Genomic DNA, 26,597 nt, shown 5'->3' on the forward strand with positions numbered 1-26,597 from the left:
CCTCATCTGTTCCGCAGGTCTCTTATTGACGCATTTTCGGGCGGCGAACCGGGATCCACTTCGCCTAAAATGCTTTGGCGGTCAGTCACCCGTTGGGGCGAGCGTGACTTCCAGGCCGTCGAGTTCGGGGGTCCACAGGATCTGGCAGGACAGGCGGGAACTGGGCTTCGTCACCACCGTGTCGAGCTGGTCCTCCTCCTCGTCCGTGGGAGGAAAGAGCTTGTCCAGCCAATCCTCGGCCACGAAGACATGGCAGGTGGCGCATTCGCAGGCTCCGCCGCACAGGCCCTCGATGGGCAAGCCCCAATCCCTGATGATCTCCATGACCCGCCAGCCCTCGATCGCCTCGAGGGTGTGGCGCTGGCCGGCCCGGTCGGTCACATGGATGACGCCCATGAAGCGGGATTTCCTTTGCGCGGATTCTGGGATGTGGCGCAGGAGGGTGCGCCGAGTGGGCTGGATATCGGCCTTTCGGCCCGCCCCGTCAATGGTTTAAGGACCTCGTTTGTTTCCGGCTCAGACCCCCAGGGTCTCCGCCCGCAGGGCCTCGTTCGCCATAAGCTCGGCCATGGAGCCCTGGAAGCGGATTTCGCCGCGCTCAATGACGCAGGCCCGATCGCTGATGCCCGCCGCGAAGGCCCAGTTCTGCTCCGAGAGCAGCACGGCCACGCCTTCCGCCTTCATGGCCCGGATCGCCTCGGCCATCATCTGGACGATCACCGGGGCGATCCCCTCGGAGGGCTCGTCGAGCAGGATCGCGTCCGGGTTGCCCATGAGCGTGCGGGCAATCGCCAGCATCTGCTGCTCGCCGCCGGACATCTGGCTGCCGCGCCGTCCGCGCATCTCGGCCAGGTTCGGAAAGAGCCGGAAGACCCGCTCCGGCGTCCAGGGCGAGCGGCCGGCCGCAGCTGGCCGGCGCCCCGTCTCCAGGTTCTCGTCGACGGTCAGATCGGTGAAGATGCGCCGGTCCTCCGGCACATAGCCGAGGCCCAGCCGGGCGATCTTGTAGGTGGGCAGCCGGCCGAGGGATTGCCCCTTGAACGTGGCCTGCCTGGCCGAGGCCGCGACCAACCCCATGATGGCCTTCAGGGTGGTGGTCTTGCCGGCCCCGTTGCGGCCGACCAGGGCCATGACCTCGCCGGGGTGAAGCCTGAACGTCAGGTCGAACAGCACCTGGGCGCGGCCATAGAAGGCGCAGAGATTCCAGACCTCGAGGAGCGGCGCATTCATGCGGGGCTCCCTCCTCTCAGGGGCTCCAGGGCGCGCGCGTCGCCCAGATAGGCGCGCTTGACCTGCTCGTCCTGCCGGACCTCGTCCGGGGCGCCTGCGGCGATGATCTGACCGCGCAGGAGCACCAGAACCCGGGCCGCATGGCCGAAGACCACGTCCATGTCGTGCTCGGTGAAGAGGACGCCGATGCCCTGAGCTTCGGCAATGGAGCCGGTGAGGTCCATCAGCGCCGCCCGCTCACGCGGCGCCATGCCGGCTGTGGGCTCGTCCATGAGGAGCAGCTTCGGCTGGCCGGCAAGCGCGATGGCGAGCTCCACCCGCTTCACGTCGCCATAGGCGAGCGCCGAGCATGGGGTATCCGCCGCCTCCGCCATGCCGACCCGCGAGAGCAGCCCGACGGCCTTGTCGCGATGGCGCTCGCGGGCCGGGGCCCAGAAGCCGTTGCTCTGCCGGTTGCAGCTGATCAGCGCCATCTGGACGTTCTCGGCAGCAGACATGGACAGGAAGGTCTGCGCCACCTGGAAGGTGCGCCCCACGCCGCGGCGGAAGCGCTTCTGCGGCGAGGCGTGGGTGATGTCCTGCCCATCGAGCAGCACCTGTCCGCGATCCGGCCGCAGCTGGCCGCCGACCATGTTGAACACGGTGGATTTTCCGGCGCCGTTCGGTCCGATGATGGCCAGCATCTCGCCGCGCGCAACCGTGAAGCTCACGTCGCGGGCCGCCACCACGCCGCCGAAGGATTTGTGCAGGCCGTTCACGGCAAGAAGCGTCATGTCCGCGCCCCCCACCAGTCACGGACCGTGCCGACAAGGCCGCGTGGGAAGATGAGCACCATGGCGATGATGCTCAAACCCAGCAGCAGCCGCCAGAGCGGCGTGAGCGGCATGATCCAGTCGCGCAAGCCATGCAGGGCCGCGGCACCCACCAGCGGGCCCATCATGGTCTGGATGCCGCCGAGCAGCAGCATCGTGAGCGCGTCCACAGAGGTGGAGATGCCAAGCAGGCTCGGATCGACCGAGCCGCGCGAGAACGCATAGATTCCACCGGCGAGGCCTGCCGCGGCGCCGGCGATCATGAAGGCAAGCCAGCGGTGCTGGCGAACTTTCAGCCCGATGGCCTCGGCGCGACTTTCCGAGTCGCGGGCCGCCCGCAAGGAGTAGCCGAAGGGCGCATCGATGATGCGCTTGAGAAGCAACACCGCCACCACGGTCAGCGCGGCGGTCAGAAGGTAGTAGGGGATCGGTCCGCTCGCCCACGATGAGGGCCAGACGCCCACGATGCCGTTGTCGCCGCCGGTCACCTCGACCCATTGGAACGCCACCGCATAGAGGATCTGCGCGGCAGCGAGCGTCATCATGGCGAGATAGATGCCGGACAGGCGCACCACGAAGGCGCCGACCAGGCCCGCGCCGAGAGCCGCGAGTGCAAGGCCGAGCGGAAGCGCCGCCTCCATCGAGACCCCATACCACTTGACCGCAAGCGCCGCCCCATAGGCGCCAAGCCCGAAGAAGGCCGCATGGCCGAAGCTTACGACCCCACCGACACCGATGAGGAGCTGCAGGCTGAAGGCGAAGAGCGCGAAGATCAGGATCTCGGTGGCGACCTTCAGAAGATACGCATCCGCCACCAGCGGGAAGGCGGCCAGAACGGCGATCACGACCAGCAGAATGAAGTGACGACCGGGCAGGGGAGAGCGGCTGGCAATGCCCACCGCATGGGTGCCGCCGACGATCTCGGCCCGTCCGAAGAACCCATGAGGACGGATCGCCAGCACCACGGCCATGAGCAGGAAGACGACAACGAGTGTGCTCTTCGGAAAGATCAGGATGCCGAAGGCCTGGAGCTGCCCGATGATGAGCGCCGCGAGAAACGCGCCCGGTACGCTGCCCATGCCGCCGACCACCGTGACGACGAAGGCCTCGGCGATGATGGACAGGTCCATGCCCGTATTGGCCGAGACGCGGGGGATCTGGAGCGCGCCGCCGAGGCCGGCGAGGAACGCGCCGAGAAACAACGTGCCGGTGAACAGCAGCGCCTGATTGACGCCGAGCGACGCCACCATGTCGCGATCCTGCGTGGCCGCGCGCACCAGCACGCCGAAGCGCGTCTTGCGCAACAAAAGCCACACGAGGCCGAGCACGATGGGACCTGCCGCGATCAGCACAAGTTCGTAGGATGGGAAGCGCCGTCCGAGAATTTCGACCGGCGCCCGCAGTCCCGGTGCGCGGGGCCCGAGAATGTCCTGCGGGCCGAAGACCTGCACTACGAGATCCTGCACCACGAGCACGATTCCGAAGGTGGCGAGCAGCTGGAAGAGTTCCGGCGCGCCGTAGATGCGGCGCAGGAGAAGAACCTCGATGATGACGCCGATGAGTCCGACGATGATTGCAGACGCCAGGATTCCGGCCCAGAAGGTGACAGGCCCGAAGGAGAGTTCGAGCAGCCGTGGCACCAGGGTCGCGGCCGTGTAGGCGCCGATCATGTAGAGCGAACCGTGCGCGAAGTTCACGATGCGCGTGACGCCGAAGACGATCGTCAGACCGCAGGCGGTGATGAAGAGCGAGGAGGCGCTGGACAGGCCGCTGAGGGCCTGAACGGCGAGGAAGGCGGGGTCCAGCGCCAGCAAGCCGCTAGTCCTTCCGAACCGTCTTCACCTCGGCCTCCGTCGGCATGAACGAGGCGCCGTCCTTGTAGGTCCAGCCGGTCATGCCGCCGGCAGCGCCTTTGAGCACGAGCTTGCCGACCCAGGCGCCCATGGTGGACTGGTTGTCTATGCCGCGCATGGTGACGGGGCCGATGACCGTGTCGAACTTCGCATCCTCCAGCGCCTTGATGATGGCATCCGTCTCGGTGGAGCCGGCGCGCTCGATGGAATCGCGGATCATGGTCATGACCATGTAGCCGAGCAGCGAGCCGAGGCGCGGCGTGTCGTTGTACTTGGCGCGATAGGCGTCGATGAAGGCCTTGTGCTTCGGCTCCTTGATCTCGTCCCAGGGATAGCCGGTCACGGTCCAGCCCTCGGGCACCTCGTCCTTGAGCGGCAGGAGCCATTCGGGCTCGCCGGTGAGCAGCGAGAGAACCGTCGTGTCCTCGAAGAGCCCGCGGGTGTTGCCCTCGCGCACGAACTGGGTGAGGTCGGGGCCGAAGAGCACGTTGAAGATGCCGTCGGGCTTCGCCTGCTCGATGGCGGACGCGGTGGCGCCCGCCTCGATCTTGCCGAGCGCCGGGTATTGCTCCGTGACGATCTGGGCTCCGGGCACCCGCTCCTGGATCAGGCGCTTGAAGACGGAGGCCGCCGACTGGCCGTACTCGTAGTTCGGCGCCACGATGGCCCAGCGCTTGGCCCCGGACGCCTTGGCCTGATCCACCAGCATGCCGACCTGCATGAAATTATTGGGCCGGACCCGGAAGGTATAGCGGTTGCCTTGAGCCATCGTCACGGCATCGGTGAGCGGCTCGGCGGCGATATAGACGATCTTCTTCTGGTTGGCGTAGTCCGCCATGGCGACGCCGACATTGGACAGGAACGAGCCGAACAGCAGCGAGACGCCCTCGCGGCTCACGAGTTCGTCGGCCACGCGGGTGGCGCTGCCCGTCGTCGCGCCGTCATCGCGGGAGACGATCTCGATCTTGCGGCCGAGCACGCCGCCCTTAGCATTGATCTCGTCCAGAGCCATCTGCCAGCCGTTGCGGTAGGGAACGGTGAAGGCTGCCCATTGGGCGTAGGAATTCAGCTCGCCGATCTTGATTGGGGTCTGCTGCGCCTGAGTCGCCGGTGCTCCAAGGGCAAGCGCCGCTCCAAGAGCAAGCCAGGCCGGAGCCCGCCAACGAATCGCTGATGTTGTCGCCATCACGGCATCCCTTCCATCGAGAATGTGCGAGGATTTAGGGCCAATCGGGTCGAGAAGAAAGGCACAAACTGCCAAGGTTCATGAAATCCTGCCTTGCCCCTTACCGGGAGAGGATGACACATTCGCCGTCCTTTCCGTTCCCTTTAATGGCAGATCCATGCTCCTCGACCGCGATCCCGCCCATGCCTTCATGCCCTATCCGGCCGTTCCGGTTCCCCATGCGCCAGCAGGGCCGTTGTCCGGCCTGACCTTTGCCGCCAAGGATCTGTTCGATGTGGCGGGCTATCCGACGAGCGCGGGATCGCCCCACATGCTGGCCATGTCCGGCATCAGGACCCGCACTGCCCCGACCGTCCAGAAGCTGCTCGATGCCGGTGCGCGGCTCGTGGGCAAGACCATCACGGACGAACTCGCCTTCTCCATGAGCGGCAAGAACGCTCATTTCGGCACACCGGTGAACGGCGGCGCGCCCGACCGCATTCCGGGAGGCTCGTCCTCCGGCTCGGCGGCGGCCGTGTCGAACGGCTTGTGCGATTTTGCTCTCGGCACCGATACGGGCGGCTCCGTGCGGGCGCCGGCCAATCATTGCGGCCTGTTCGGCATCCGGCCGACCCATGCCCGGGTGAGCTTGGAACTCTGCCACGATCTGGCTCCGTCGTTCGACACCTGCGGCTACTTCACCCGTGACGGCGCCACGTTCGAGCGGGTTGGCGCGGTGCTGCTGGGGGAGGACACTGCGCCCCTGCCGCAGAATCCTCGCGTACTCCTGGCACAGGACGCCTTCGGGCTGCTCCACCGGGAAGTACGAGAGGCGCTCGCGCCGGCTCTGCGTCGAGCCGAGGCTGTACTTGGCGGGTCCGACGACGTCGATGTGGCCATCGAGGGGTTCACGGCGCTCTACTGGGCCATGCGCTACATCCAGAGCCGGGAGGCATGGACGGTCGATGGACCGATGATCGAGCGCTACCATCCACCCCTCGGCCCGGGCGTGGCAGACCGCTTCGAATTTTCACGGGCCGTGACCGACAACCAAGTCGCGGAAGCCCAGGTGATTCGCGCCGCGTTCCGCAAGCGGTTCAGCGCCCTGCTCGACGGTGCCGTGCTGATCCTCCCGACCATGCCCGATATCGCGCCGCTCCTCACTGAGAGCGACGAGGCGCTGAACGATTACCGCAACAATGCTCTGAATCTGCTCTGCCTGTCGGTGCTGTCCGGCCTGCCACAGGTATCGATCCCGCTCGCCTCCCGGTCGGGCGCCCCGCTGGGGCTGTCCCTGATGGGGCCGGCCGGATCAGATCTCAGTCTCGTGCGGCTGGCGCGCCGCATCGCGGAGAGCGCATAACGCATCGTGCGGACCCATCGGACGCCGCCGGAGTTACCGGCACAGCGAACAGCACATCACAAGCTTATAAGGGGAAGCCATGACCCATCCAGCCGTTCATCCGGAGACGCCGCATGTGGCGGTGGCCAGCGCCTGCGTGCTGGGGGAGGGGCCGGTGTGGGACCACCGCTCGAACACCTTATTCTGGGTCGACATCAAGAACCCGGGGGTGTGGCGCTATCGTCCGGAGACGAAGGAGCATTTTCGTGTCGACGCGCCTGAGCGGATCGGCTTCATCGCCCTGACGCCTGATGAGGATGTGGTGGTCGCCGGCTTCAAGTCCGGACTTGCGCGCTTCAATCTCAGGACCGGCGCAGTCGAGCCCCTCGTGTCGCCCGACAAGGACAAGCCGAGCAACCGCATCAACGACGGCCATGTGGGCCCGGACGGGGCGATCTATTTCGGCACCATGGATGACGAGGAGGCGAATGCCTCCGGGGCTTTCTGGCGCTGGGACGGCAAGGAGCTGACCCAGTTCCATTCCGGCGTCGTGGTCACCAACGGTCCGGCCTTCAGCCATGACGGGCTGAGGATCTACGCCACCGACACCACGGGCCAGACGATCTATGCCCTCGACGCGGGCGAGGGCTCCATCGGCGAGCCGCGTCCCTTCACCCGCTTCGAGCAGAGCTGGGGCCATCCCGACGGCATGGCGGTGGATGCGGAAGGTTATGTTTGGGTTTGCCATTGGGGCGCCTCGCGCATCACGCGGTTTGCTCCCGATGGCACGGTGGAGCGCACCGTGTCGGTGCCGACCGCCCAGGTGACGAAATGCGCCTTCGGCGGGCCCGATCTCACCACGCTCTACATCACCACCGCGGCCATCGGGCGGGATCCGCATATCGACGTGATGGCGGGCCACCTCTTCAAGGTGGAGACCGGCGGCATCCGTGGGCTGAAAACCAACATCTTCGAGGGATAAGCACCATGAGCATCGAGCGCTTCGGCTCCCTCAACGGGCAGGATGTCCTGCAGGTTTCGCTCACCGGTCCTGACGGCATGGAGATGAAGGTGCTGACCTGGGGCGCGGTGGTGCGCGATCTCGTCGTGCCCTCTGCGGCCGGCCGGCAGCGCGTGGTGCTCGGGCTCAACTCCGTCGAGGATTACGTTGCCCATTCGCCCTATTTCGGCGCCATCGTCGGGCGCCACGCCAACCGCATCGGAGGCGCGTGCTTCACCCTGAACGGGGAAACCCATCGGCTCGATGCCAATGAGAGCCGCAACCAGCTGCACGGCGGCAGCATGGGCTTCGGCACCCGGCTGTGGAGCATCATTGATCACACCGACACCAGCGTCACCTTAAGCCTCGTGTCGGAGGATGGCGACATGGGCTATCCGGGCCGGCTTGTGGCCACCTGCACCTACACGCTCCTGCCCTCATGCGGGTTGCGGATCATGCTCGAGGCCACGTGCGACCGGCCGACGCCGGTGAACCTCACCACCCATGGCTATTTCAACCTTGATGGCAGCGCGGACATCTCGTCTCATGGGCTGATGATCGCAGGCGATTACATCACGCCGACGAGGCCGGATCTGATCCCCACGGGCGAGATCACAGCCGTGGCGGGAACGGATTACGACTTCACGGCTCCAAGGCCCATCCATGGAGCCCGGCACACCCTCTACGACACCAACTTCGTTCTCCGCGGGCCTTATGGCGAACTGCGTCATGGTGCGACCCTGTCCTCCCTCAAAAACGGCGTGTCCATGGAGCTCTGGACCACGGAGCCCGGCGTTCAGTTCTACGATGGGCATCTGCTCGACATGCCCACCGTTGAGGGTCTGGGAGGAGCCAGGTACGGCCGGCACGGGGGCTTATGCCTGGAGCCGCAACGCTTCCCCGACAGCCCCAATAAAGCCCATTTTCCGTCGTCTCTTCTGATGCCAGGACAGGTGTCTCGCCAGGTCAGCGAGTTGAGGTTCGCTCGCTGATGCAAGGAACTTTGCTCATGGGTGCGGGTTCTTCTTTGTAGGCGTTGCGTTTCCAGACAAACACAAACAGTAGGGGAAGGCGCCCATGCCGGTGCTCGATGCGAAAGCCTTGGAAATCGATCCCAAGGGGATGATTTTCCTCAAGAGCATCCTGCGCCCGCTCGCCTCTTCCGAGGTAATCCCAAAGGATAAGCCCCGCATGGTTCGAATCCGGCTTCACCTGCCGAGACGAACACGCGAAGCCGCCAGTCTGGCCTGACGGGCTCTTCGAGCCCGCCACCGTTCTCAATCAAGCATCCGCACCCGTAAGCACCAGGCCGCGCTTGGCCAGGAGGGCGTCTGCCGTTGGCAGGCGTCCGCGGAAGGCTGTGTAGGCCTCGGCCGGATCACGCAGGTTGCCGGCGGAGTAGATGAAGCGCTTCAGCTTCTCGGCCATGTCCCGGTTGAAGGCGTCGCCCGTTTCCTCGAAGGCCGTGAAGGCATCCGCATCCAGCACCTCCGACCAGAGATAGCTGTAATAGCCCGACGAATAGCCGTCGCCCGAGAACACGTGGGTGAAATGCGGCGTGCGGTGGCGCATGATGATCTCGCGCGGCATGCTGATCTTCTGCAAGGTTTCCGCCTCGAAGGCCGATGCGTCGAGATTGCTCAGGTCCTTGCGCCGGTGCAGTTCGAGATCGACGAAAGCCGAGGCAAGAAATTCCACCGTGGCGAAGCCCTGGTTGAAGTTGCGTGCCGCCATGAGGCGCTCAAGCAGTTCTTCCGGGATCGGCTCGCCCGTCCGGTAATGGGTCGCGTAACGGCGAAGGATCTCGGGCTGGGAGAGCCAGTGCTCGTAAAGCTGCGAGGGCAACTCCACGAAATCCGTCGATACGGCCGTTCCCGCAAGCAGCGGGTAGGTGACGTTCGACAGAAGGCCGTGCAGGCCATGGCCGAATTCGTGGAACAGCGTGCGCGCATCGTCGAAGCTGAGGAGCGACGGCTCGCCCGCGCCGCCTTTCGCGAAGTTCATCACGTTGACGATGATCGGGCGAATGTCGCCGGTGAGCCGTTCCTGCGAGCGGAAGGCGCTCATCCAGGCGCCGCTGCGCTTTGACGAGCGCGCGAAGTAATCGCCGATGAAGGTGCCGATATCTTGCCCGCCGGCATCCACCACCTGCCAGGCGCGGATGTCGGGATGATATTTGGGAAACTCCTTCAACTCCTGGAAGCTCAGGCCGAAGAGCCGATGCGCTGTCTCGAACGCGGCTTCGATCATGCGGTCGAGCTGGAAGTAGGGCTTGATGACAGCCTCATCGAGATTGTGCTGCGCCATGCGAACCTGATCCGCGTAATAGCGCCAATCCCACGGCTCGATCGCGATATTGTCACCGATGGATTGCGCCTGCGCCTGCAGATCGTTGCGCTCCTGCTCCGCACGGGCCCGGGCTGGTGTCCACACGTCGTTCAGGAGCTTCATCACGTTGTCCGGCGTCTTCGCCATCGTGTCGGAGAGCTTGAAGTCCGCGAAGGTCTCATAGCCGAGAAGCCGCGCCCGCTCGGCGCGCAGGGCCGCCGTCTCGGCGATGATGGCCTTGTTGTCGGTCTCGTTGCCATTGTCGCCGCGTGCGGCCCAGGCCTTGAAGGCCTGCTCGCGTAGGTCGCGGCGCCTGGAGAACTGAAGGAACGGCTCGATGCTCGAGCGGGACAGGGTGATGACGTATTTGCCCTTGAGCCCACGCTCTTCGGCCGCCTGTGCGGCTGCCTCGCGAAGGAAGGACGGCAAACCTTCGAGATCCGCCTCGCCGTCGAGAACGAGTTGGTAGGACTTCTCGTCCGTCAGCACGTTCTGCGAGAATTGCGTACCGAGGCTTGCAAGTCGCTCGGTGATGGCGGCGAGCCGCTTCTTGTCTTCAGATCCGAGCTTGGCGCCGGCGCGCACGAAGATGGTGTGATAGCGGTCGAGGACGCGCATCTGCTCAGGGTTAAGGCCGAGGCTCTCGCGCTGCTCGTAGAGCGCTGCCACACGTCGGTAGAGCGCCTCGTTCATGAAGATGCTGTTGCGGTGCTTGGCGAGCACCGGCGCCATCTCGCGCTCGATGGCTTGCAGCGCGTCGTTGGTGTGCGAGCCGGCCAGATTGAAGAACACGCCGCCCACTTTTTTGAGCGTCCGGCCGCTGCGCTCCAGCGCCTCGATGGTGTTGACGAAGGTGGGCGCTTCCGTGCTTTCGGCAATCGCCGCGATCTGGGATTGCTGCTCGGCAAGGGCGTGATCGAAGGCCGGCCTGTAATGCTCCGGCGCGATTCTCTCGAAGGGCGGAAGGCCGAACGGGGTCGTCCATGGCGTGAGAAGGGGATTGCCCTCGAGAGCCGCGTCTGAAGCCGTCATGATCGCTCCTGCCTGATGATCTGAAGATGTGAAGTCTTAGACGCCTCAGCCATCCACGGAAAGAGGCTTCGAGTCCGACGCAGCACGGCTGCCGGCAAGGTGGCGCTGCAGGAAGGCCAGCGCCCTGCGGGTTGCATCCTCCTCTGCCGCGCCCCTGAAGCCGTGGCCCTGGCCGGGATAGACCTTCACCTCGTGCGGCACGTTCTGCTGGCGCAGGAGGGCTTCCACCGCATAGGCGTTGGCCACCGGCACGATGGGATCGGCCGCGCCGTGCAGCACCAGGGTCGGCGGCAGGCGCGAGGTGGTGGCGATCGCGCCTTGCGGCAAGGGGCCGAAATAGTTCACCAGCGCCTTCACGCGCGGATCGGTGCTCGACACGGCGAGCCCCAAGGCGGCTCCTAAGGAAATCCCCACGATGCCGATACGGCTCGAATCTGCCCCCGGATGATTCGCCGCAAAGCTGAGGGCATCCTGGACGGTGCTCATCCAGGGCATGAAGTTCTGGAACAGGGTGCTGAACGAAGCCCGCTTCTCGCCCGTGCGGTCGAGATAGTGAACCAGGTGAACCTGATAGCCGGCGGCTGCCACCGTGCGGGCCGCTTCGCGATACTGGCCGTTGTAGCCCAAGCCGTCGGCCCCATGCAGCATGAGGAGCGTGGGACGAGGCGAGGCGCCAGGCCCTTGAAAGGTTTCGACGGCAATCGCCTTGCCGCCGCTCTTGAACGCGCTGCGCTGTGCGGTGAGGGGCATCGAGAGGGACTTGTCCTGTTGGGCTTGGGCGTTGGAAGAGGCAGCAAGGGCTGCCCCGATCAGAAGGTTGCGTCTGGTGATCGACATGGGAGATTGAAGCCGCTCGGCGGGAATTTCGTACCCTTGAGATGGGTGCGCATGCCTGGGAATTGCAGATGGCAAAAGGTCCCAGCGTTTCGAACAGATAAGCTTTCGGCCACGCTTAAGGATCGTTTCAGGCTTGAGCACGTTGTTTGCAGGCCAGCGGGATCGTCTCGCCGGCCTGCAGAGATCATCTGAATGCGTCCCGCGCCCACCCCCGTGCCCCCTCCGGAGACGGAGATCCAGCCCCCGGGCGTTCCGGGGCTTTCCGGCCTGTTGACCCTGGCCGTGTGTGTCGTTGTGCTGGCTGCGCTCTATGTCGGGCGGGAGGTGTTCCTGCCGGTGGTGCTCGCCATCCTGCTGGCGTTCGTGCTCGCGCCCTTCGTCGAGCTGCTGCGCCGGTGGCGCCTCAGTCGGGTGCCGGCCGTCATCATTGCCGTGCTGGTCGCTTTGAGCATCATCGTCTCCCTGGCCACCGTCATCGGCCTTCAGGTGGCCGGCCTGGCGTCTGATCTGCCGCGCTATCAGAGCACCATCGAAAATAAGGTGGGCCACCTGCGCGAGGGCTCGCTTGGAAAGCTGCCGGCGCTTCTTAAGGATTTCGGCCGCCGGTTTGACAAGGCTGTTGCGGAACCTCCTCCGGAGCAACAGGCGCCGGCTTCTCCCAGTGCCGCTGCGCCCCCGCCCCCCGAGGAGCCGAAGCCTCTCCCGGTGGAGGTGCACCAGCCGGATCCGACGCCGGCCCAGGTTGCCAGGAACGTGCTTCTGCCCCTACTCGGGCCCTTGGCCACCATGGGCATCGTGTTCGTCGTGCTGGTCTTCATCCTCATGCAGCGTGAGGATTTGCGTGACCGGATGATCCGCCTGTTCGGGGCCAGCGACCTGCATCGCGCCACCGCCGCCATGGACGATGCCGCCCGGCGTCTCAGCCGGTACTTCCTGACCCAGCTCGCGCTGAATGCGTCCTTCGGGGTCGTGGCAGCGGTCGGTCTCTGGCTGATCGGGGTGCCGAGCCCCATCCTGTGGGGCGTCTTCGCGGCCCTCATGCGCTTCGTGCCCTATATCGGCTCGTTTCTCGCTGCCGTGCCGCCGATCCTGCTCGCCGCTTCCGTCGATCCCGGCTGGTCCATGGCCCTCATGACGCTGGCGCTGTACGCCATCGGCGAGCCCCTGATGGGCCATGTGGTGGAGCCCATCGTCTATGGGCAGAGCACGGGCCTTTCACCCTTTTCCGTCGTCATTTCGGCCATCTTCTGGACCTGGATCTGGGGACCGGTCGGACTGCTGATCGCAACGCCCCTGACCCTCTGCCTCGTGGTGCTGGGGCGACATGTGGAGCGGCTTGAATTCCTCGACGTGCTGCTCGGCGACCGGCCTGCCCTGACGCCGGACGAAAACCTTTATCAACGCATGCTCGCGGGCGATCCGGACGAAGCCTTGGAATCGGCGGAACTGCTCCTCAAGGAACGCTCGCTGACATCCTACTATGACGAGGTTGCGTTGCGGGGGCTTCAGCTTGCCGCCAACGACGCGGCGCGCGGCGTCCTCACCCATCGCCAGCTCGATCAGGTCAGGGACGTGATCCGCGCCCTTGTGCAGGACTTGGGCGGGCATGACGACGTGGAGCCCGAGCCGCAGGACACCGAAGACGATCCGGTCGCGGCTCCTGCGAGCGAAAAGCCGGCCAACAAGGATCCGGCGGTACCCGAGGCGTTGCCCGAGGAAAGCCGGATTCCGGAGGCCTGGAGAGCGGACGGAGCGGTGCTATGCGTTGCAGGCCGCGGACCTCTCGACGAGGCAGCCTCGGAGATGCTGGCGCAACTTCTCAAGAAACACGGGCTTGGCATCCGCGTGGTGCCGCACGAGGCCGTATCGCGCCGGCAGATCTTCAACCTGGACATGACGGGCGTGCAGATGGTGTGCATCAGCTATCTGGAGATCAGCGGCACGCCGGCGCACCTGCGCTACCTGCTGCGGCGGTTGAAGCAGAAGGCGAAGGCCCCAACCATGGTCGGCCTCTGGCCTGCGGAGGATGCGGTGCTGAAGAGCGAGACGATGCGCACCCAACTCGGCGCCAACTATTACGTCTCGTCCCTGCGTGACGCGGTGGTGCAGTGCCTGAAGGTGGCGACCGGCGAGGAGAGGCTGCCGGAGCCGGCCAATCCATCGAACGCGAATGAGGCAACGGCAGCCAAGCGGCTGCCGTTGCCTGCTTAAAACTTTAAGCCGCCGCTTCCTTCAGGAAGTTCTCGGCGTAGTGGCAGGCGACCTGCCGTCCGTCGAGTTCCCGCAGGGCTGGACGTTCCACCTTGCAGCGCTCGGTCACATAGGGGCAGCGGGTTGAGAACACGCAACCTTTCGGCGGGTTGAGCGGCGAGGGAAGCTCCCCTTTCAGGATGATGCGCTTGCGCTTCACGCCGGTGATGCCCGGCGTCGATGACAGAAGCGCCTGCGTATAGGGATGCAGCGGACGCGCGTAGATCTTTTCCTTCGGGCCGTGCTCGACCGCATGGCCGAGATACATGACGAGCACGTCGTGGGCGATGTGCCGAACCACGCCGAGATCGTGCGAGATGAAGAGATAGGCCAAGCCCATCTCCTCCTGCAGGTCGGCCAGAAGGTTGAGCACCTGCGCCTGGATCGATACGTCGAGGGCCGAGACCGGTTCGTCCGCCACCACAAGCTTCGGCGAGAGCATCAGCGCGCGCGCAATGGCGATGCGCTGGCGCTGGCCGCCGGAGAACATGTGCGGGTAGCGATTGTAGTGCTCGGGGCGAAGGCCCACCTTCGCCATCATTGCGCGCGCTCGGTCGGCGCGCTCTGAAGCGGAGAGCTTGGTGTTGATGGCCAGCGGCTCCTCCAGGATCGTGCCCACCTTCTTGCGTGGGTTGAGCGAACCGTAGGGATTCTGGAAGACGAACTGCACCATCCGGCGCAGCTCCTTGGCGTAGTTGGCCGGCGGGTTGACCGCATCGATGCCGTCGAGGGAAAGCTCACCCTCCGTCGGCTTCTCGATGAGGGTCACCATGCGGGCGAGCGTGGACTTGCCACAGCCTGACTCGCCGACGACCGCAAGGGTCTTGCCGGGCTCGATGGCGAAGGAAATGCCGCCGACGGCCTGCAGAGCCGCGGGCTCCTTGAACAGGCCGCGCTTGATTTTATAGACCTGCTTCAGGCCCTTGGCTTCGACAACGGGAGCGCTCACGACGCAGCCTCCGTTCCAACGGGATGATCATGATTGATGGCTGCGGTCCGGTTTGGATCGCCAAGCGGATAATGGCAGCGGATATGGCCACCCGCCCAGGGCTTCAGGCCTGGGCGCACATTGCGCGAATGCTCGGTGGCATAGGCGCAGCGCGGGCTGAACAGGCAGCCTTTAGGACGGTCGTAGAGGCCAGGCACCACGCCGGGGATCGTCGCCAAGCGTCCGCCCTCGCTGCGCTCAGGCAGAGCGGCCAGAAGCGCGGCCGTGTAGGGATGCTGCGGCGAGTCGAAGAGGTCGGCGGCGGAGCGCTCCTCCATGATCTGCCCCGCATACATCACCATCACGCGCTGCGCGGTGTCGGCCACCACGCCCATGTTGTGGGTGATCATGACGAGACCCATGTTGCGCTCCTTCTGGAGCGAGATGAGCAGATCGAGGATCTGGGCCTGGATCGTCACATCAAGAGCGGTGGTCGGCTCGTCGGCGATGAGCAGCTTGGGATTGCAGGCGATGGCCATTGCGATCATGACGCGCTGGTTCATGCCGCCCGACATTTGATGCGGATAGGCGGAGAGGCGGCTTTCCGGTGAGGGAATGCCGACCTGACCGAGAAGTTCGACGGCCCGGCGCTCGGCGGCCTTGCGGTCCATGCCCTCGTGCAGGCGCAGGGTTTCGGTGAGCTGGAACCCGACCGTGAAGGACGGGTTCAGGCTCGTCGTCGGCTCCTGGAAGATCATCGCGACGTCTTTGCCGGTGAGCTTGCGCCGGTCCTTGTCCGAGATCGTCAGGAGGTCGCGGCCGTTGAAGGCGAGCTTGTCGGCCTTCACGCGGCCCGGGAAGGGGATGAGGCCCATGAGGGCCAGCATCGTGACGCTTTTGCCGGAGCCGGATTCGCCCACGACGCCGAGAACCTCGCCCTCTTCGAGCTTGAGGCTCACGCCGTCGACGGCCCGCATGATGCCGCCTTGGGTCGGGAATTTGACCGACAGGTTTTCAATTTCAACAAGAGCCATGATCAGCGCTTCAGTTTGGGATCGAGGGCGTCACGAAGACCGTCGCCCAGAAGATTGAAGGCAAGCACCGTGATGAGGATCGCCAGACCCGGGAAGGTGACGACCCACCAGGCGCGGAGAACGAACTCGCGGGCATCGGCCAGCATGGTGCCCCATTCAGGCGACGGAGGCTGCGCACCGAGGCCGAGGAAGCCCAGGGCCGCTGCATCCAGGATTGCAGTGGAGATGCCCAACGAGGCCTGCACGATGAGGGGCGCGGTGCAGTTGGGCAGCACTTCCTTGAACATCAGGCGCGTCGTTCCGGCGCCGCTGACTCGGGCGGCCGTCACGTAGTCCTTGGAGGTTTCAGTGATCACCGCCGCACGGGCAAGGCGCACATAGTGCGGCAGGATCACCAGAGCCACAGCCAGCATGGCGTTCATCAGGCCCGGGCCCAGCACCGCTACAATGACGATGGCAAGCAGCAGGCTCGGCAGCGTGAGGATGATGTCCATCAGGCGCATGATGAAGATCTCGGTCAGGCCGCGGAAGAAGCCTGCCACGAGGCCGAGCACGGTGCCGATCGCGATGGAGAGCGCCACGACGGCAATGCCGATCAGGAGCGAAAGGCGCGCGCCGTGCATCACACGGGAGAGAATGTCGCGACCGATCGGATCCGTCCCGAGCGGGTAGGCGATCGAGCCGCCCTCCTGCCAGAACGGCGGCTTCAGGGCGATTGCTGTATCGGTAATATTCGGATCGTGAGGAGCGATCACGGGCGCCAGCAGAGCGACGAGTAAGACGACAGCAATGATCACGAGGCCAGCAACAGCGCCATGGTTGGCGCTGAAATAACCCCAGAACTCGCGCAAGGGATGAGGAGGGGTGGCTGTCGGAACTGGGACGGCCGGAGCTTCCATGGTTTCAGTGGTCATCGCGTATGCCTGATGCGAGGATTGATAAGGCCGTAGGCAAGGTCGACGAGAAGATTCACGCTCATCACCACGACGCCGAGCAGCAGAGCGCCACCCTGCAGCACGGGATAATCACGCCGGAAGATGGCATCGATGAGCCATTTACCGACCCCAGGCCAGGAGAAAATGGTTTCAGTGAGGATCGCGCCGGTGAACAACACACCAATCTGCAGGCCGATTACGGTTACGACCGGGATCAACGCGTTGCGCAGGGCATGGAGCGCGACGATGCGAAACCGCGAAAGGCCCTTGGCCTTGGCGGTTCGAATATAGTCTTCGCCAAGAACTTCCAGCATCGCCGAGCGTGTCATGCGCGCAATCACGGCCAGCGGCACCGTACCGAGCACGATGGTGGGCAGAATCAGGTGCCTGACTGCCGACCAGAAGGCTTCGGGTTCATCGGAGAGCAGGGTGTCGATTAGCAGGAATCCGGTGATCGGCTCGATGTAGTACAGCACGTCGATGCGGCCCGAGACGGGGGTCAAATCGAACTGCACCGAGAACAGCAGAATGAGGATGAGCCCCCACCAGAAGATCGGCATGGAATAGCCTGCGAGCGAAATGCCCATGACTCCATGGTCGAAAATGGAATTTCGCCGGATGGCCGCGATGATGCCGGCTGGAAGACCGAGAAGAAGCGCGAAGAGGATTGCGCAGGTGGCGAGCTCGATGGTGGCCGGGAACAGCGATGAGAACTCGTTCAGCACCGGCTCCTGCGTGATCATCGACTTGCCGAGATCGCCTTGGAGAACGCGGGCCAGATAGATCCCGTACTGGACAATGACCGGCTTGTCGAAGCCGTATTCCTTACGCAGCTGTTCGTGGCGCGCGGGATCGATGCCGCGCTCGCCTGCAAGGGTTTCGATTGGATCGCCGGGCACGAGGCGGATCAGGAAGAAGGCGAGCAGCGTGATGCCGATGAATGTCGGAATAATCAGGCTGACGCGGGTCAGGATGAATCTAAGCATGGCCAGAACGGAAAAAGGCGGAGCGGCCATGAGGCCGCTCCGCCAGGTTGATGGGATAGAAGCTTACTTGCCCTTGATGTCCACGCCGTAGAAGGTGTGGCGTCCAAACGGCGAGAGCTTGAAGTCCACCACTTCCTTGCGGACCGGCTTCAGCTGCACGGCGTGAGCCACCGTGAACCACGGAGCCTGCTCCTTGAAGATCTTCTGAGCTTCTTCATAGAGCTTGGTGCGCTCAGCCTGGTTGGTGACGACTTTCGCCTTGGTCACGAGATCGTCGAAGGGCTTGTGGCACCACTTGGCGATGTTCGAGCCGGAGTTGCTCTGTGCCGAGGCGCAGCCCAGCAGGGTGTGCAGGAAGTTGTCCGGGTCGCCGTTGTCGCCGGTCCAGCCGAGCTGAGCCATCTGGTGCTCGCCGGCCTGGGCCCGCTTGCGGTACTCGCCCCACTCGAAGCTCTTGATCTCAGCCTTCACGCCGATCTTGGCGAGGTCGGCCTGCATGAGCTCGGCAATGCGGCGTGCATTCGGGTTGTAGGGGCGCTGCACCGGCATGGCCCACAGGTCCGTCTCAAGACCGTTCGGGTAACCGGCCTCCGCCAGAAGCTTCTTGGCCGCTTCAGGATTGTACTCGTCGTCCTTGATGGACTTGTTGAACGACCACATGGACGGCGGAATCGGGTTCGTTGCAGGAACACCCGAGCCGAGGAACACGGCGTCGACGATGGCCTTCTTGTTCATGGCCATGTTGAAGGCCTTGCGGACGCGCACGTCGTCGAAGGGCTTCTTCGTGGTCTGATAGGCAAGGTAGCCGACGTTCAGGCCAGCCTGCTCCATGAGCGTGACGTTCGGGTCCTTCTTGATGGCCTCGAGGTCAGCCGGGTTCGGGTACGGCATGACATGGCATTCACCCTTCTGGAGCTTCGCCCAGCGGACGGAAGCGTCCGGGGTGATCGAGAAGACGAGGTCGTCGATCTTCGCCTTGCCACCCCAATATTCGGGGAATGCCTTGAAGCGGACGATTGCGTCCTTCTGGTACTGGACAAGAGTGAACGGACCCGAGCCGATGGGCTCTTGGTCGATCTTCTCAGGCGTGCCCGCCTTCAGCATGGCGTCGGCATATTCCTTCGACTGAACGCCGGCAAACTGCATGGCAAGGTTCGACAGGAACGGGGCTTCAGGCTTGTTCAGCGTGATGCGAACGGTATAGTCGTCAACCTTCTCCACCGACTTCAACAGAGCGGGCATACCCATGTCGGTGAAGTACGAGTGGTTCGGGCTCGTCACCTTGAAGAACGGATTGTCTTCCTTCCACTGACGCTCGATCATGAACACGATATCGTCGGCGTTCACGTTGCGGGTCGGCTTGAAGTTCTTGTTGGAATGGAACTTCGCGTTCTTGCGGATGTGGAAGGTGTAGACCGTGCCGTCAGCCGAAATGTCCCACTTCTCGGCGAGGCCGGGAACGACCTGCGTGCCGCCGCGCTCGAAATCCACGATGTTGTCGTAGATGTGCTCGTTCACGTCGAACGAGGTGCCGGTGGTGTTGATGCCGGGATAGAAGTTCTCCGGGCTGCCTTCGGAGCAGTAGACCAGGGTCTTGGCGGCCAGGGGAGCGGCGGCCAGGAAGGCCGGAACGCAGATGGCTGCGAAAAGGGCTGATTTTTTCATTACCTGTAGTCCTCTGAGACGGCTCTAGTCGTGGCCGTTCTGTGACGGAGTTAAGGTGCGAAGCCCCGATATTGTCAATCTGTCCATGCAACAATGGATAATTTTTAGAGGAAATTAACTATTTTCTGAGCCTGCAGCATCCTTAAAGCGCAGCATTTTGGTCAAATTTCCGAGATTCCTCACAATTCCCGCCGGTATCCTCAGGAAGAGGGTTGTCCACAATCGGGCAAGGGGTCTGTCCAGCAGGAAGAGCCATCATTCCCGCTTCTGCCCGGCTGCATCGCTGACCTTCAAGGCGAGGTCGGCGCGGGTGAACGGCTTATGCAGCATCAGATACCCGTCCGGAACGCGCCTGGGATCGGCATATCCGGTCACGAGCATGACGCCGAGGTCGGGACGGACCTCGCGCGCTTTGTCGGCGAGTTCCGTTCCCGTCATGCCGGGCATCGCGAAATCCGCGATCAGCACATCGAGCTGGCTGTCGGCCTTCAGGATGTCGAGGGCTGACGATCCATCGGCGGCTTCTACGACCCGATGACCCATCTCGCTCAGGTAAGCCGCCGTTACCGTACGCACTTCCGCATCGTCATCTACGAGCAGGATGCGAACCTTGGGAGCATCGGGAGCGATGGACTGCTCCTCGCGTGGTCTGCCGTCCTGTGCCGTCACGGCGCGGGAGAGATAGAGCTCCACCGTCGTGCCGACGCCGACCGTGCTGTGGATCGCTACCGTGCCGCCGGATTGCTGCGCCAGACCATAAACCATGGGAAGGCCTAGGCCGGTGCCCTTGCCCACTTCCTTCGTCGTGAAGAACGGCTCCAGCACCCGCGCCAGAACCTCTGGCGGAATGCCGGTGCCGGTATCGGCCACCGAAATCACCACGTAATCGCCGGCCGTGAGATCGGTGATCCGGCCCTCCTCGACCGCCTCGTTGCGTGTGGAGAGGGTGAGAACCCCGTTCTCCGCCATGGCATCGCGAGCATTGATGCACAGGTTCAGGATGGCCAGTTCGAGCTGGTCCGGGTCGACCATGGCGGTCCAGAGTTCATCGATGAGATGCCGCTCAATCCGAATCACGCCGCCGAGCGTGCGGGTCAGCAGATCGCTCATGCCGGTGATGACGTGGTTCACGTCCACGGCCTGCAATCTCAGGTCCCGCTGCCGGCTGAAGCTGAGGAGCCTCTGGGTCAGGGATGCGCCGCGCTCGGCCGCATAGGTGGCATTCTGCAGAAGGCGCGTCAGTCGCGGGTCGTCGGGCGCCCGGCGCGAGGCGAGATCCAGGCTGCCGAGCACGGCCATCAGCAGATTGTTGAAGTCGTGGGCCACGCCTCCGGCGAGGGTGCCGAGAGCCTGCATCTTGTCGGCCTGACGCAGGCGCATCTCCATCAGCTTGCGCTCCGTGATATCGCGCTCGATGGTGGCGAGATTGGTCACGCTCCCCTGATCGTCGAGGATCGGGATATGGTTGATGAGACACCATTGCGTTCGGCCATCGGGCAGCGTGCGCTCCTCGATCACCTCGTCGGGCTGGCGCGCTTCGATAGCGCGCCGCTCCGCCTCCTCGATCATCGCTGCCCGCTCAGGTGAGACGTAGTCCCTCTCCTTGCGGCCCAGGCAGTCGCCGGCCGTGCATCCGAGGCTCCTGGCCTTCCCGGCGTTCAGGCGCACGAAGCGGCCTTCCAGATCCTTGAACGAGATCAGGTCGCCGGTGCTCTCCATCAGCCCGTGCAGGAGCGCGCGTTCGGTATCGAGTTCACGCGCCAGCAGACGCCGCTGATAGGCCGCGGCAACCATATTTGAGAGGGCCGCGGGATCCCAGGGCTTGGGCACATAGGCCATGATGCGGCCCTTGTTGACCGCGCCGATAACCGCCTTCAGATCTGCATATCCTGTGAGGAGAATCGCTTCTGCATTGGATACATCCCGGGCCTTGGCCAGGAACTCGTCGCCTTGCATTTCGGGCATGCGTTGATCCGAGATGATGATGGCGACTTCCGGCTCATGTCGGAGGATCTCAAGCGCCTTGATCGGAGAAGAGGCCGTCAGCACCCGGTACTCGTTCTCGAACAGATCTTCGAGTGCAACCAGGATATCCGGCTCGTCGTCGACGACCAGAATCGTGCCATTCGTTGCTGTCATCTCTCTCGGCAAAGTCATGAAGTAATCTGCCTCGGGATCGTGATGATGAAGCCGGCCCCGCCGGCCGGGCCCGCGCTCACCGTGATCGACCCCTTGTGAGCTTGGACGACGCTATAGGCGATGGCCAGTCCAAGTCCAGTTCCAGACCCCACGGGTTTGGTCGTGAAGAACGGTTCGAAGATGCGCTCCCGCAATTCCGGTGGAATTCCCGGTCCCGTATCGGTGATCCTGATCGTATAGGTTGTCTCGTTGCTTTCGGTGTCAATGTCTATGCCGCCGGTCCCCTTGATGGCATCGGCCGCGTTGCCGACGATGTTCATCACAACCTGGTTGAGCAGAGCCGGCGAACAGTAGAGATCCGGAACCGCGTTGTAGTGGCGGCGCACATCGATCCGGGTGCCCAGCTTGTGGCCCAGGAGGGCCAGAACCGTCTCGATTGATTCGGGGACATTCACCGTCTGGAAGTCGCCCTCGTCCAGACGCGAAAAGCGCCGGAGATTCAGGACGAGTTCCTGAATCCGGCCGAGCCCGAGTTTCATGGCGCCGATGCGGTCGAGGGATTTCCGAACCTGCCGTTCAAGCCCGGCCTCGGGTGGGAGCTTTCCTTCAATTTCCTTGAGGAGCCGTTCAACAGTTCCCTGGTGCGCCTGGATGAAGGCCAGGGGGTTGTTGATCTCGTGGGCAATGCCCGCCACCAATTCGCCCAAGGAGGCCATCTTGGCGGCCTGAACGAGTTGGGCCTGTGTTCCCTTCAGGAGGTCGTTGGCTTCTTCCAGCTCTCGATTCGCCTTGGCGAGCGCCTCGGCCGAGGCGGCTTCGGCCCGCGCGCGGGCAAGCGCGATCTCGCGCTCGCGCAGCTCCGCCTCGATGCGCCAGTTCTCGTCCTGCATGAGCTTGCGCCGCACGAGCGCGCGGATGCGCACCCGCATCCCGTCCGCCTCAATGCCGGTCGGGATGATGTCGTCGACACCTGCGGCGAAGGCCCGGGCGAGGAGCTGCCCACCCTCTTCGTTGCCGAGGCCCACGATAGCAAAGCTCGGAGCGTCCGCCCCCGGCAGGGGCGCCAAACCCCGGTAGAGGTTCAGCTGCCGGCAGAGCTCGATGCCGTCAAAGCCCGGACTGAGCAGGTTCACCAGGATGCAGTCCCAGGTGGCGTCCACCGAGTGCACGAGCCGCAGGGCCTCCGCAGGATCCGGGGCTGCCGTGACCGCATAGCCTTCATGGGCCAGCATGTTCTGAAGATAGGTGCGGCGGGTGAGGCTGTCGTCCACGATCAGGATGCAGGCCCGGCGAAACGTTCCGAAGCTGGGAGATTGCCGCTCCTCCTGCTCATCGCCGATCAGCGACGAGCGCCGGCGCAGAAGCGCCTTGATCCGCAGCAGGATTAGTTCCTGTTCGGCGGACTTGGAGATATAGGCGTCGGCCCCGCTCTCCAGCCCTTGCCGTTCAACGGTGCGCTCCCGGGCTTCTGTCAGCATAATCACCGGAATGGCGCGGGTGCGAACGTTCAGGCGCATCTGCCGGGTCAGCTCGTCCCCGTTCATGCCGGGCAGGTGGTAATCGGCAATGACGAGGTCGGGAAGCTTCTCGTTCAGCCCGTCGAGGGCGGCCTCTGCGGTCGAGCGCCAGGAGACATGAAAGCCGTTCGTCTCAAGCATGTGGCGCAGCTGCAGCGCCTGGGTTTCCGAGTCCTCGACAAGGAGGATTTCGGCCGCTTGTGCCATGGGAGCCGTGCTCATTCGCCGTCTCCGCGGGCCAAGCGCAGGATACGCGGTGCGATCAGGTCGAGGGGCAGGCTGATATTGACGCCGCCCATGCGCGCTGCCGCCGCCGGCATGCCGTAGACGACGGCGGTGCTTTCGTCCTCCGCCACCGCATAGCCGCCGGCCTGGCGCAGCTCGACAAGCCCCTGTGCGCCATCCTCGCCCATGCCAGTGAGGATCACTCCCAGGCTCCTGCGACCGAGCGAGCGCGCCATGGACTGGAACAGCATGGTGGCCGAGGGACGCTGATTGCCGAGCGGCGGCTCGGCGCTCAGCTTCAGGGTGCCTGCCGACGAGAGAAGCAGGTGCCGGTCGCCGGGCGCGACATAGACCCGACCGGGTGATGGGATCTCTTGGTCCTGGGCGAGGCGCACCTCGAGAGAGACCAGCCCGTTCAGCCAGGACGCGAAGCCTTCCATGAAGGGAGCTCCCATATGCTGGACGAGGAGGATCGGAAGCGGAAAGTTCGCGGGCAGAGCGCCGAGGATCTTCGCCAGCGCCGGTGGTCCGCCGGTCGAGGCGGCGATCCCCATGATGCTCGGACGCGTCATGCCCCATTCCGGTTCGCGCCGGGATGGGCCGGTTTCACGCCAGGGTGCGAACGCACGCTGCCGGACGACGGGCACCTGGCTCATGATGTAGAGCTGGGTGCAGATGGTGCCGGCGATGGCGGCATAGCCGTCGCTGGAGAGGCCGACAGGCTTCTCCACCACTGTGAGCGCACCGGCCCGCAGCGCATTCATGGAAATCTTGAGGGAGGAATCCTCGATGCTGTCGGCGATGACCACTATGGGCGTCGGCTGCTCCGCCATGATCCTGCGCGTCGCCTCCAACCCATCCATTCCGGGTAGGCGAATATCCATGGAGATCACATCCGGCCGAACGCGGCCGATCTCCCGCAGCGCCTCTTCCGCCGAGTCGACGGCTGCGGCCACCGCAAGGCGTGGGTCGCTGGCGATGATATGGACGAGCAGCTGACGAACGACGAGGGAGTCCTCGACGACCATCACCCGAACCCGAGATTGCGGCGCCATACTCATCACCCGGAACTCACAACACCTGTCCGATCGTCGCCAGCAATTCGCGCTGATCGAACTTCTGCTTGGTAATATAGGCGCTCGCGCCGAGATCGAGACCCCTGCGCACGTCCTCGGGATCCGCCCGGGACGTCATCAGGATCACCGGAAGGGCGGAAAGCCGTGGATCGGTCTTGATCGCCTGCAGCAGACCGAAGCCATCCATGCGCGGCATTTCCACATCGGCGATCACGAGATCGATCATGGCCTCGCCCGAGCGCAGCACATGAAGGGCGTCGATGCCGTCGACGCTAAGGACAACCTTGTACCCCTGCGCCTCCAGAATGCTCTTTTCCAGAGTGCGGGTGGTGATGGAATCATCAACCACGAGGATCGTCCTGGCTTGGCGTTCCTCCTCCGGGGTCCATCCCGTGAGACCCAAGCCTCCGCTCGCAAGGCGGCTCTCATTCCTGACCCAATGCTCGATCAGCCGGTCCGGGCTGAGCACGAGAGCCGGCATCTCGTCGTCCAGAAGCACGGTTCCCGAGACCAGATCGTTCAGACCGATGGCCTCGCCATCGCTGACGAGCATCGTGCGAACATCGTGGAATGCGTTGACGGCAAAGGCGCAGGTTCGTGAGCCGTGGCGAATGAGAACGGCCTTCACGTGTCCGTTCTCGGCCGGAAGGGGGGCATGGGGGGATCCTGTCAGAGCGGCGAGGGCGACGACCGGGACGACAACGTCCTGCCCCCCTGTCTCGATCCGGGCTGCCGGCCGGCCTTCCACGCTCTCCAGTGATTCGGTTCGCAGGCGCAGAAGGCGCTCCACGGCGTGGGCCGCCAAGCCGAACATGCGGCCCTCCGCCTCGAGCAGCAGCAAAGGCTGACGCGCGGCGGTGAATGGCACATTCAGCAGAACCTCGGTGCCGTGTGGGTAGCGGGGCCGGAGCAGAACCGATCCTTGCAGCTTGCGGACGGCTTCCGCCACGACGGACAGGCCCATGCCGCGGCCGGACAGCCTGTCGATTTCGCCTGCCGTCGAAAAGCCCGGCGTGAAGACAAGGGCGAGCAGCTGATCCATCATGGGCGGCGGGTGACCTGGAGGCCTGGGCTGAAGCAGCCCGCGCTCGATGGCGACCTGCTCGATTCGGGCGAGATCGGGGCCGCGTCCATCATCACGGATGCTGACGACCAGACGACCGCCGCGCGATGTCAGCTCCAGGATGATCTCGGCCCGCTCGGGCTTGCCCTGGGCGATGCGCTCCTCAGGCGGTTCCACGCCATGGCTCACCGCATTGCGCAGGAGATGCATTACGGGATCCTTGAGGGCTTGAAGCACCTGCCGGTCGACCTGGATGTCCAGGCCAGTGCTGCGCACATGCACATCCCGACCGGCCTCCCGGGCAATCTCGCGCACCATGTGCCCGAAGCCGCCGAACACCGTCTCGGCCGAGACGAGCGACACCCGGTCGATGTTCTCGCGGAGCTGGCGGGCTGCCTGCTCGACGGACCAACTCGAATGCCGTCGCTCGCGGGTCAGGGCGGAGATCCTGCGGAACAGACCCTTCAAGCCCTGGTCGAAATCGCGCAGGCGCGGGGCAAACGACGCGGCATTGCGCGAGGTCGAACGGAACCGCTGCTGTGCAGCCGTGCCTGAAACGTTCATCTGCTCCTGCAGCTGGTCCCAGCTCCGCCTCAAGCCGCGGGTCTCGAGCTCGATCTGCCGCAAGTCGTCATCAAAGCTTTCGTTGGCCTGCAGCACGGTCAAAAGCTGGTGCATGGAGGTGGAGAGTTCCTCCATCTGTTCGGCCGCCACGCGCAGATATGCGCTGCTGCCGGCATCAGCGGGAACGACCGCGTCGGCTTTCGGCGATGAGGGCTCCGGTTCGCGAGGTGTCGTCACCAATGCCGGCGCTGGCTGGGCCTCAACTGCGGACGCTGAAGGCTTGAGAACGCCGGCGACGAGATCCTCGATCAGATCGAGATTGCGCCGCACTGTTGCAATCGTCGGCTCATCGAGAGATTGCTGGCCTTCCAGAACCTGTGAGAACAGCGCCTCAAGCTGGTGCGCAACCTCTTCCACTACAGGCAGATCGACGGCGCGAGAAGCGCCTTTCAGGCTGTGCGCCCGGCGAAAGACATCCGTCAGGTCGATCTCGCCCCGGCCTGCCTGATCGAGCGCTGACCGGATCGCACCGAGATGCTCCCGATGCTCCGCGTCGAAGGCTGCCAGCAGCTGTTTGCGGATGTCCGTCACGATGCGCGCATCTCCCTATCCGCCC

21 protein-coding genes are annotated in these 26,597 nt (G+C 64.4%); 5 read left to right on the top strand and 16 right to left on the bottom strand.

Annotated features, from left to right (window positions below):
• Positions 1–81 precede the first annotated feature (81 nt).
• The 5 genes from IC232_RS17335 to IC232_RS17355 all read right to left on the bottom strand — a co-directional run bounded on the left by IC232_RS17335 (position 82) and on the right by IC232_RS17355 (position 5,081).
• A complete protein-coding gene (locus IC232_RS17335) occupies positions 82–396 on the bottom strand; it encodes a 2Fe-2S iron-sulfur cluster-binding protein (RefSeq protein WP_190846233.1) in 315 nt (104 codons plus the stop codon).
• Positions 397–516: 120 nt separating this feature from the next.
• The gene (locus IC232_RS17340) at positions 517–1,230 is read right to left on the bottom strand and encodes an ABC transporter ATP-binding protein (protein ID WP_190846234.1); all 714 of its coding nucleotides are present in this window, start codon (positions 1,228–1,230) and stop codon (positions 517–519) included.
• Positions 1,227–2,003, bottom strand: coding sequence for an ABC transporter ATP-binding protein (locus IC232_RS17345; RefSeq protein ID WP_190846235.1), 777 nt, complete (start codon positions 2,001–2,003; stop codon positions 1,227–1,229). Before IC232_RS17345 ends, IC232_RS17340 begins: the two co-directional genes overlap by 4 nt.
• Positions 2,000–3,856 (bottom strand): ABC transporter permease, encoded by a 1,857-nt coding sequence (locus IC232_RS17350; RefSeq protein WP_246812264.1) that lies wholly within the window; start codon positions 3,854–3,856, stop codon positions 2,000–2,002. The genes IC232_RS17345 and IC232_RS17350 overlap by 4 nt, the downstream gene beginning before the upstream one ends.
• Before the next feature lie 4 nt (positions 3,857–3,860).
• Positions 3,861–5,081, bottom strand: coding sequence for an ABC transporter substrate-binding protein (locus IC232_RS17355; protein ID WP_190846236.1), 1,221 nt, complete (start codon positions 5,079–5,081; stop codon positions 3,861–3,863).
• A 157-nt stretch (positions 5,082–5,238) separates the two neighbouring features.
• On the opposite strand from IC232_RS17355, the gene IC232_RS17360 reads away from it, so the two are divergent.
• The 4 genes from IC232_RS17360 (at position 5,239) to IC232_RS17375 (ending at position 8,653) form a co-directional block, all read left to right on the top strand.
• Positions 5,239–6,423 (top strand): amidase, encoded by a 1,185-nt coding sequence (locus IC232_RS17360; protein ID WP_190846237.1) that lies wholly within the window; start codon positions 5,239–5,241, stop codon positions 6,421–6,423.
• Positions 6,424–6,502: 79 nt separating this feature from the next.
• Positions 6,503–7,384, top strand: coding sequence for an SMP-30/gluconolactonase/LRE family protein (locus IC232_RS17365; protein ID WP_190846238.1), 882 nt, complete (start codon positions 6,503–6,505; stop codon positions 7,382–7,384).
• 5 nt (positions 7,385–7,389) lie between these two features.
• Complete coding sequence (locus tag IC232_RS17370; RefSeq protein WP_190846239.1) at positions 7,390–8,394, top strand: aldose epimerase family protein; 1,005 nt, start codon at positions 7,390–7,392, stop codon at positions 8,392–8,394.
• Positions 8,395–8,479: 85 nt separating this feature from the next.
• Positions 8,480–8,653, top strand: coding sequence for a hypothetical protein (locus IC232_RS17375; protein WP_190846240.1), 174 nt, complete (start codon positions 8,480–8,482; stop codon positions 8,651–8,653).
• A 30-nt stretch (positions 8,654–8,683) separates the two neighbouring features.
• Here IC232_RS17375 and IC232_RS17380 read toward each other — a convergent pair whose 3' ends face one another.
• Both IC232_RS17380 and IC232_RS17385 read right to left on the bottom strand, forming a co-directional pair.
• Entirely contained in the window at positions 8,684–10,762 is a 2,079-nt protein-coding gene (locus IC232_RS17380; protein WP_190846241.1) for a M3 family metallopeptidase, read from the bottom strand.
• Positions 10,763–10,807: 45 nt separating this feature from the next.
• Positions 10,808–11,599 carry a dienelactone hydrolase family protein gene (locus IC232_RS17385; protein ID WP_246812265.1) on the bottom strand — a complete coding sequence of 264 codons (792 nt, stop codon included), beginning with the start codon at positions 11,597–11,599 and terminating at the stop codon, positions 10,808–10,810.
• 192 nt (positions 11,600–11,791) lie between these two features.
• Here IC232_RS17385 and IC232_RS17390 point away from each other — a divergent pair, with 192 nt between their 5' ends.
• On the top strand, positions 11,792–13,810 hold the full coding sequence (locus IC232_RS17390) for an AI-2E family transporter (RefSeq protein ID WP_190846242.1): 2,019 nt from the start codon (positions 11,792–11,794) through the stop codon (positions 13,808–13,810).
• Positions 13,811–13,814: 4 nt separating this feature from the next.
• On the opposite strand, the gene IC232_RS17395 is transcribed toward IC232_RS17390, so the two are convergent.
• The 9 genes from IC232_RS17395 to IC232_RS17435 all read right to left on the bottom strand — a co-directional run bounded on the left by IC232_RS17395 (position 13,815) and on the right by IC232_RS17435 (position 26,572).
• The gene (locus IC232_RS17395; protein WP_190846243.1) at positions 13,815–14,798 is read right to left on the bottom strand and encodes a peptide ABC transporter ATP-binding protein; all 984 of its coding nucleotides are present in this window, start codon (positions 14,796–14,798) and stop codon (positions 13,815–13,817) included.
• Complete coding sequence (locus tag IC232_RS17400) at positions 14,795–15,811, bottom strand: ABC transporter ATP-binding protein (protein WP_190846244.1); 1,017 nt, start codon at positions 15,809–15,811, stop codon at positions 14,795–14,797. The genes IC232_RS17395 and IC232_RS17400 overlap by 4 nt, the downstream gene beginning before the upstream one ends.
• Before the next feature lie 2 nt (positions 15,812–15,813).
• Positions 15,814–16,725 carry an ABC transporter permease subunit gene (locus IC232_RS17405; RefSeq protein WP_190846245.1) on the bottom strand — a complete coding sequence of 304 codons (912 nt, stop codon included), beginning with the start codon at positions 16,723–16,725 and terminating at the stop codon, positions 15,814–15,816.
• Entirely contained in the window at positions 16,722–17,732 is a 1,011-nt protein-coding gene (locus IC232_RS17410; protein WP_190846293.1) for an ABC transporter permease subunit, read from the bottom strand. Before IC232_RS17410 ends, IC232_RS17405 begins: the two co-directional genes overlap by 4 nt.
• 63 nt (positions 17,733–17,795) lie before the next feature.
• Positions 17,796–19,397, bottom strand: a complete 1,602-nt coding sequence (locus IC232_RS17415) for an ABC transporter substrate-binding protein (protein WP_190846246.1) — start codon at positions 19,395–19,397, stop codon at positions 17,796–17,798.
• Between the two features lie 255 nt (positions 19,398–19,652).
• Positions 19,653–21,536, bottom strand: a complete 1,884-nt coding sequence (locus IC232_RS17420) for a response regulator (RefSeq protein ID WP_246812266.1) — start codon at positions 21,534–21,536, stop codon at positions 19,653–19,655.
• 14 nt (positions 21,537–21,550) lie between these two features.
• Positions 21,551–23,275, bottom strand: coding sequence for a response regulator (locus IC232_RS17425; RefSeq protein ID WP_190846248.1), 1,725 nt, complete (start codon positions 23,273–23,275; stop codon positions 21,551–21,553).
• Positions 23,272–24,339 (bottom strand): chemotaxis-specific protein-glutamate methyltransferase CheB, encoded by a 1,068-nt coding sequence (gene cheB, locus IC232_RS17430; protein ID WP_190846249.1) that lies wholly within the window; start codon positions 24,337–24,339, stop codon positions 23,272–23,274. The genes IC232_RS17425 and cheB overlap by 4 nt, the downstream gene beginning before the upstream one ends.
• 10 nt (positions 24,340–24,349) lie before the next feature.
• Positions 24,350–26,572 carry a response regulator gene (locus tag IC232_RS17435; protein WP_190846250.1) on the bottom strand — a complete coding sequence of 741 codons (2,223 nt, stop codon included), beginning with the start codon at positions 26,570–26,572 and terminating at the stop codon, positions 24,350–24,352.
• Positions 26,573–26,597 lie beyond the last annotated feature (25 nt).

Source organism: Microvirga sp., from assembly GCF_014699075.1.
Taxonomy (GTDB): Bacteria; Pseudomonadota; Alphaproteobacteria; order Rhizobiales; family Beijerinckiaceae; genus Microvirga.

Coding starts and splice junctions, on each gene's coding strand:
- IC232_RS17335 (WP_190846233.1), bottom strand. CDS start 396: ATGGGCGTCATCCATGTGACCGACCGGGCCGGCCAGCGCCACACCCTC.
- IC232_RS17340 (WP_190846234.1), bottom strand. CDS start 1,230: ATGAATGCGCCGCTCCTCGAGGTCTGGAATCTCTGCGCCTTCTATGGC.
- IC232_RS17345 (WP_190846235.1), bottom strand. CDS start 2,003: ATGACGCTTCTTGCCGTGAACGGCCTGCACAAATCCTTCGGCGGCGTG.
- IC232_RS17355 (WP_190846236.1), bottom strand. CDS start 5,081: ATGGCGACAACATCAGCGATTCGTTGGCGGGCTCCGGCCTGGCTTGCT.
- IC232_RS17360 (WP_190846237.1), top strand. CDS start 5,239: ATGCTCCTCGACCGCGATCCCGCCCATGCCTTCATGCCCTATCCGGCC.
- IC232_RS17365 (WP_190846238.1), top strand. CDS start 6,503: ATGACCCATCCAGCCGTTCATCCGGAGACGCCGCATGTGGCGGTGGCC.
- IC232_RS17370 (WP_190846239.1), top strand. CDS start 7,390: ATGAGCATCGAGCGCTTCGGCTCCCTCAACGGGCAGGATGTCCTGCAG.
- IC232_RS17375 (WP_190846240.1), top strand. CDS start 8,480: ATGCCGGTGCTCGATGCGAAAGCCTTGGAAATCGATCCCAAGGGGATG.
- IC232_RS17380 (WP_190846241.1), bottom strand. CDS start 10,762: ATGACGGCTTCAGACGCGGCTCTCGAGGGCAATCCCCTTCTCACGCCA.
- IC232_RS17385 (WP_246812265.1), bottom strand. CDS start 11,599: ATGTCGATCACCAGACGCAACCTTCTGATCGGGGCAGCCCTTGCTGCC.
- IC232_RS17390 (WP_190846242.1), top strand. CDS start 11,792: ATGCGTCCCGCGCCCACCCCCGTGCCCCCTCCGGAGACGGAGATCCAG.
- IC232_RS17400 (WP_190846244.1), bottom strand. CDS start 15,811: ATGGCTCTTGTTGAAATTGAAAACCTGTCGGTCAAATTCCCGACCCAA.
- IC232_RS17405 (WP_190846245.1), bottom strand. CDS start 16,725: ATGACCACTGAAACCATGGAAGCTCCGGCCGTCCCAGTTCCGACAGCC.
- IC232_RS17410 (WP_190846293.1), bottom strand. CDS start 17,732: ATGCTTAGATTCATCCTGACCCGCGTCAGCCTGATTATTCCGACATTC.
- IC232_RS17415 (WP_190846246.1), bottom strand. CDS start 19,397: ATGAAAAAATCAGCCCTTTTCGCAGCCATCTGCGTTCCGGCCTTCCTG.
- IC232_RS17420 (WP_246812266.1), bottom strand. CDS start 21,536: ATGACAGCAACGAATGGCACGATTCTGGTCGTCGACGACGAGCCGGAT.
- IC232_RS17425 (WP_190846248.1), bottom strand. CDS start 23,275: ATGAGCACGGCTCCCATGGCACAAGCGGCCGAAATCCTCCTTGTCGAG.
- cheB (WP_190846249.1), bottom strand. CDS start 24,339: ATGAGTATGGCGCCGCAATCTCGGGTTCGGGTGATGGTCGTCGAGGAC.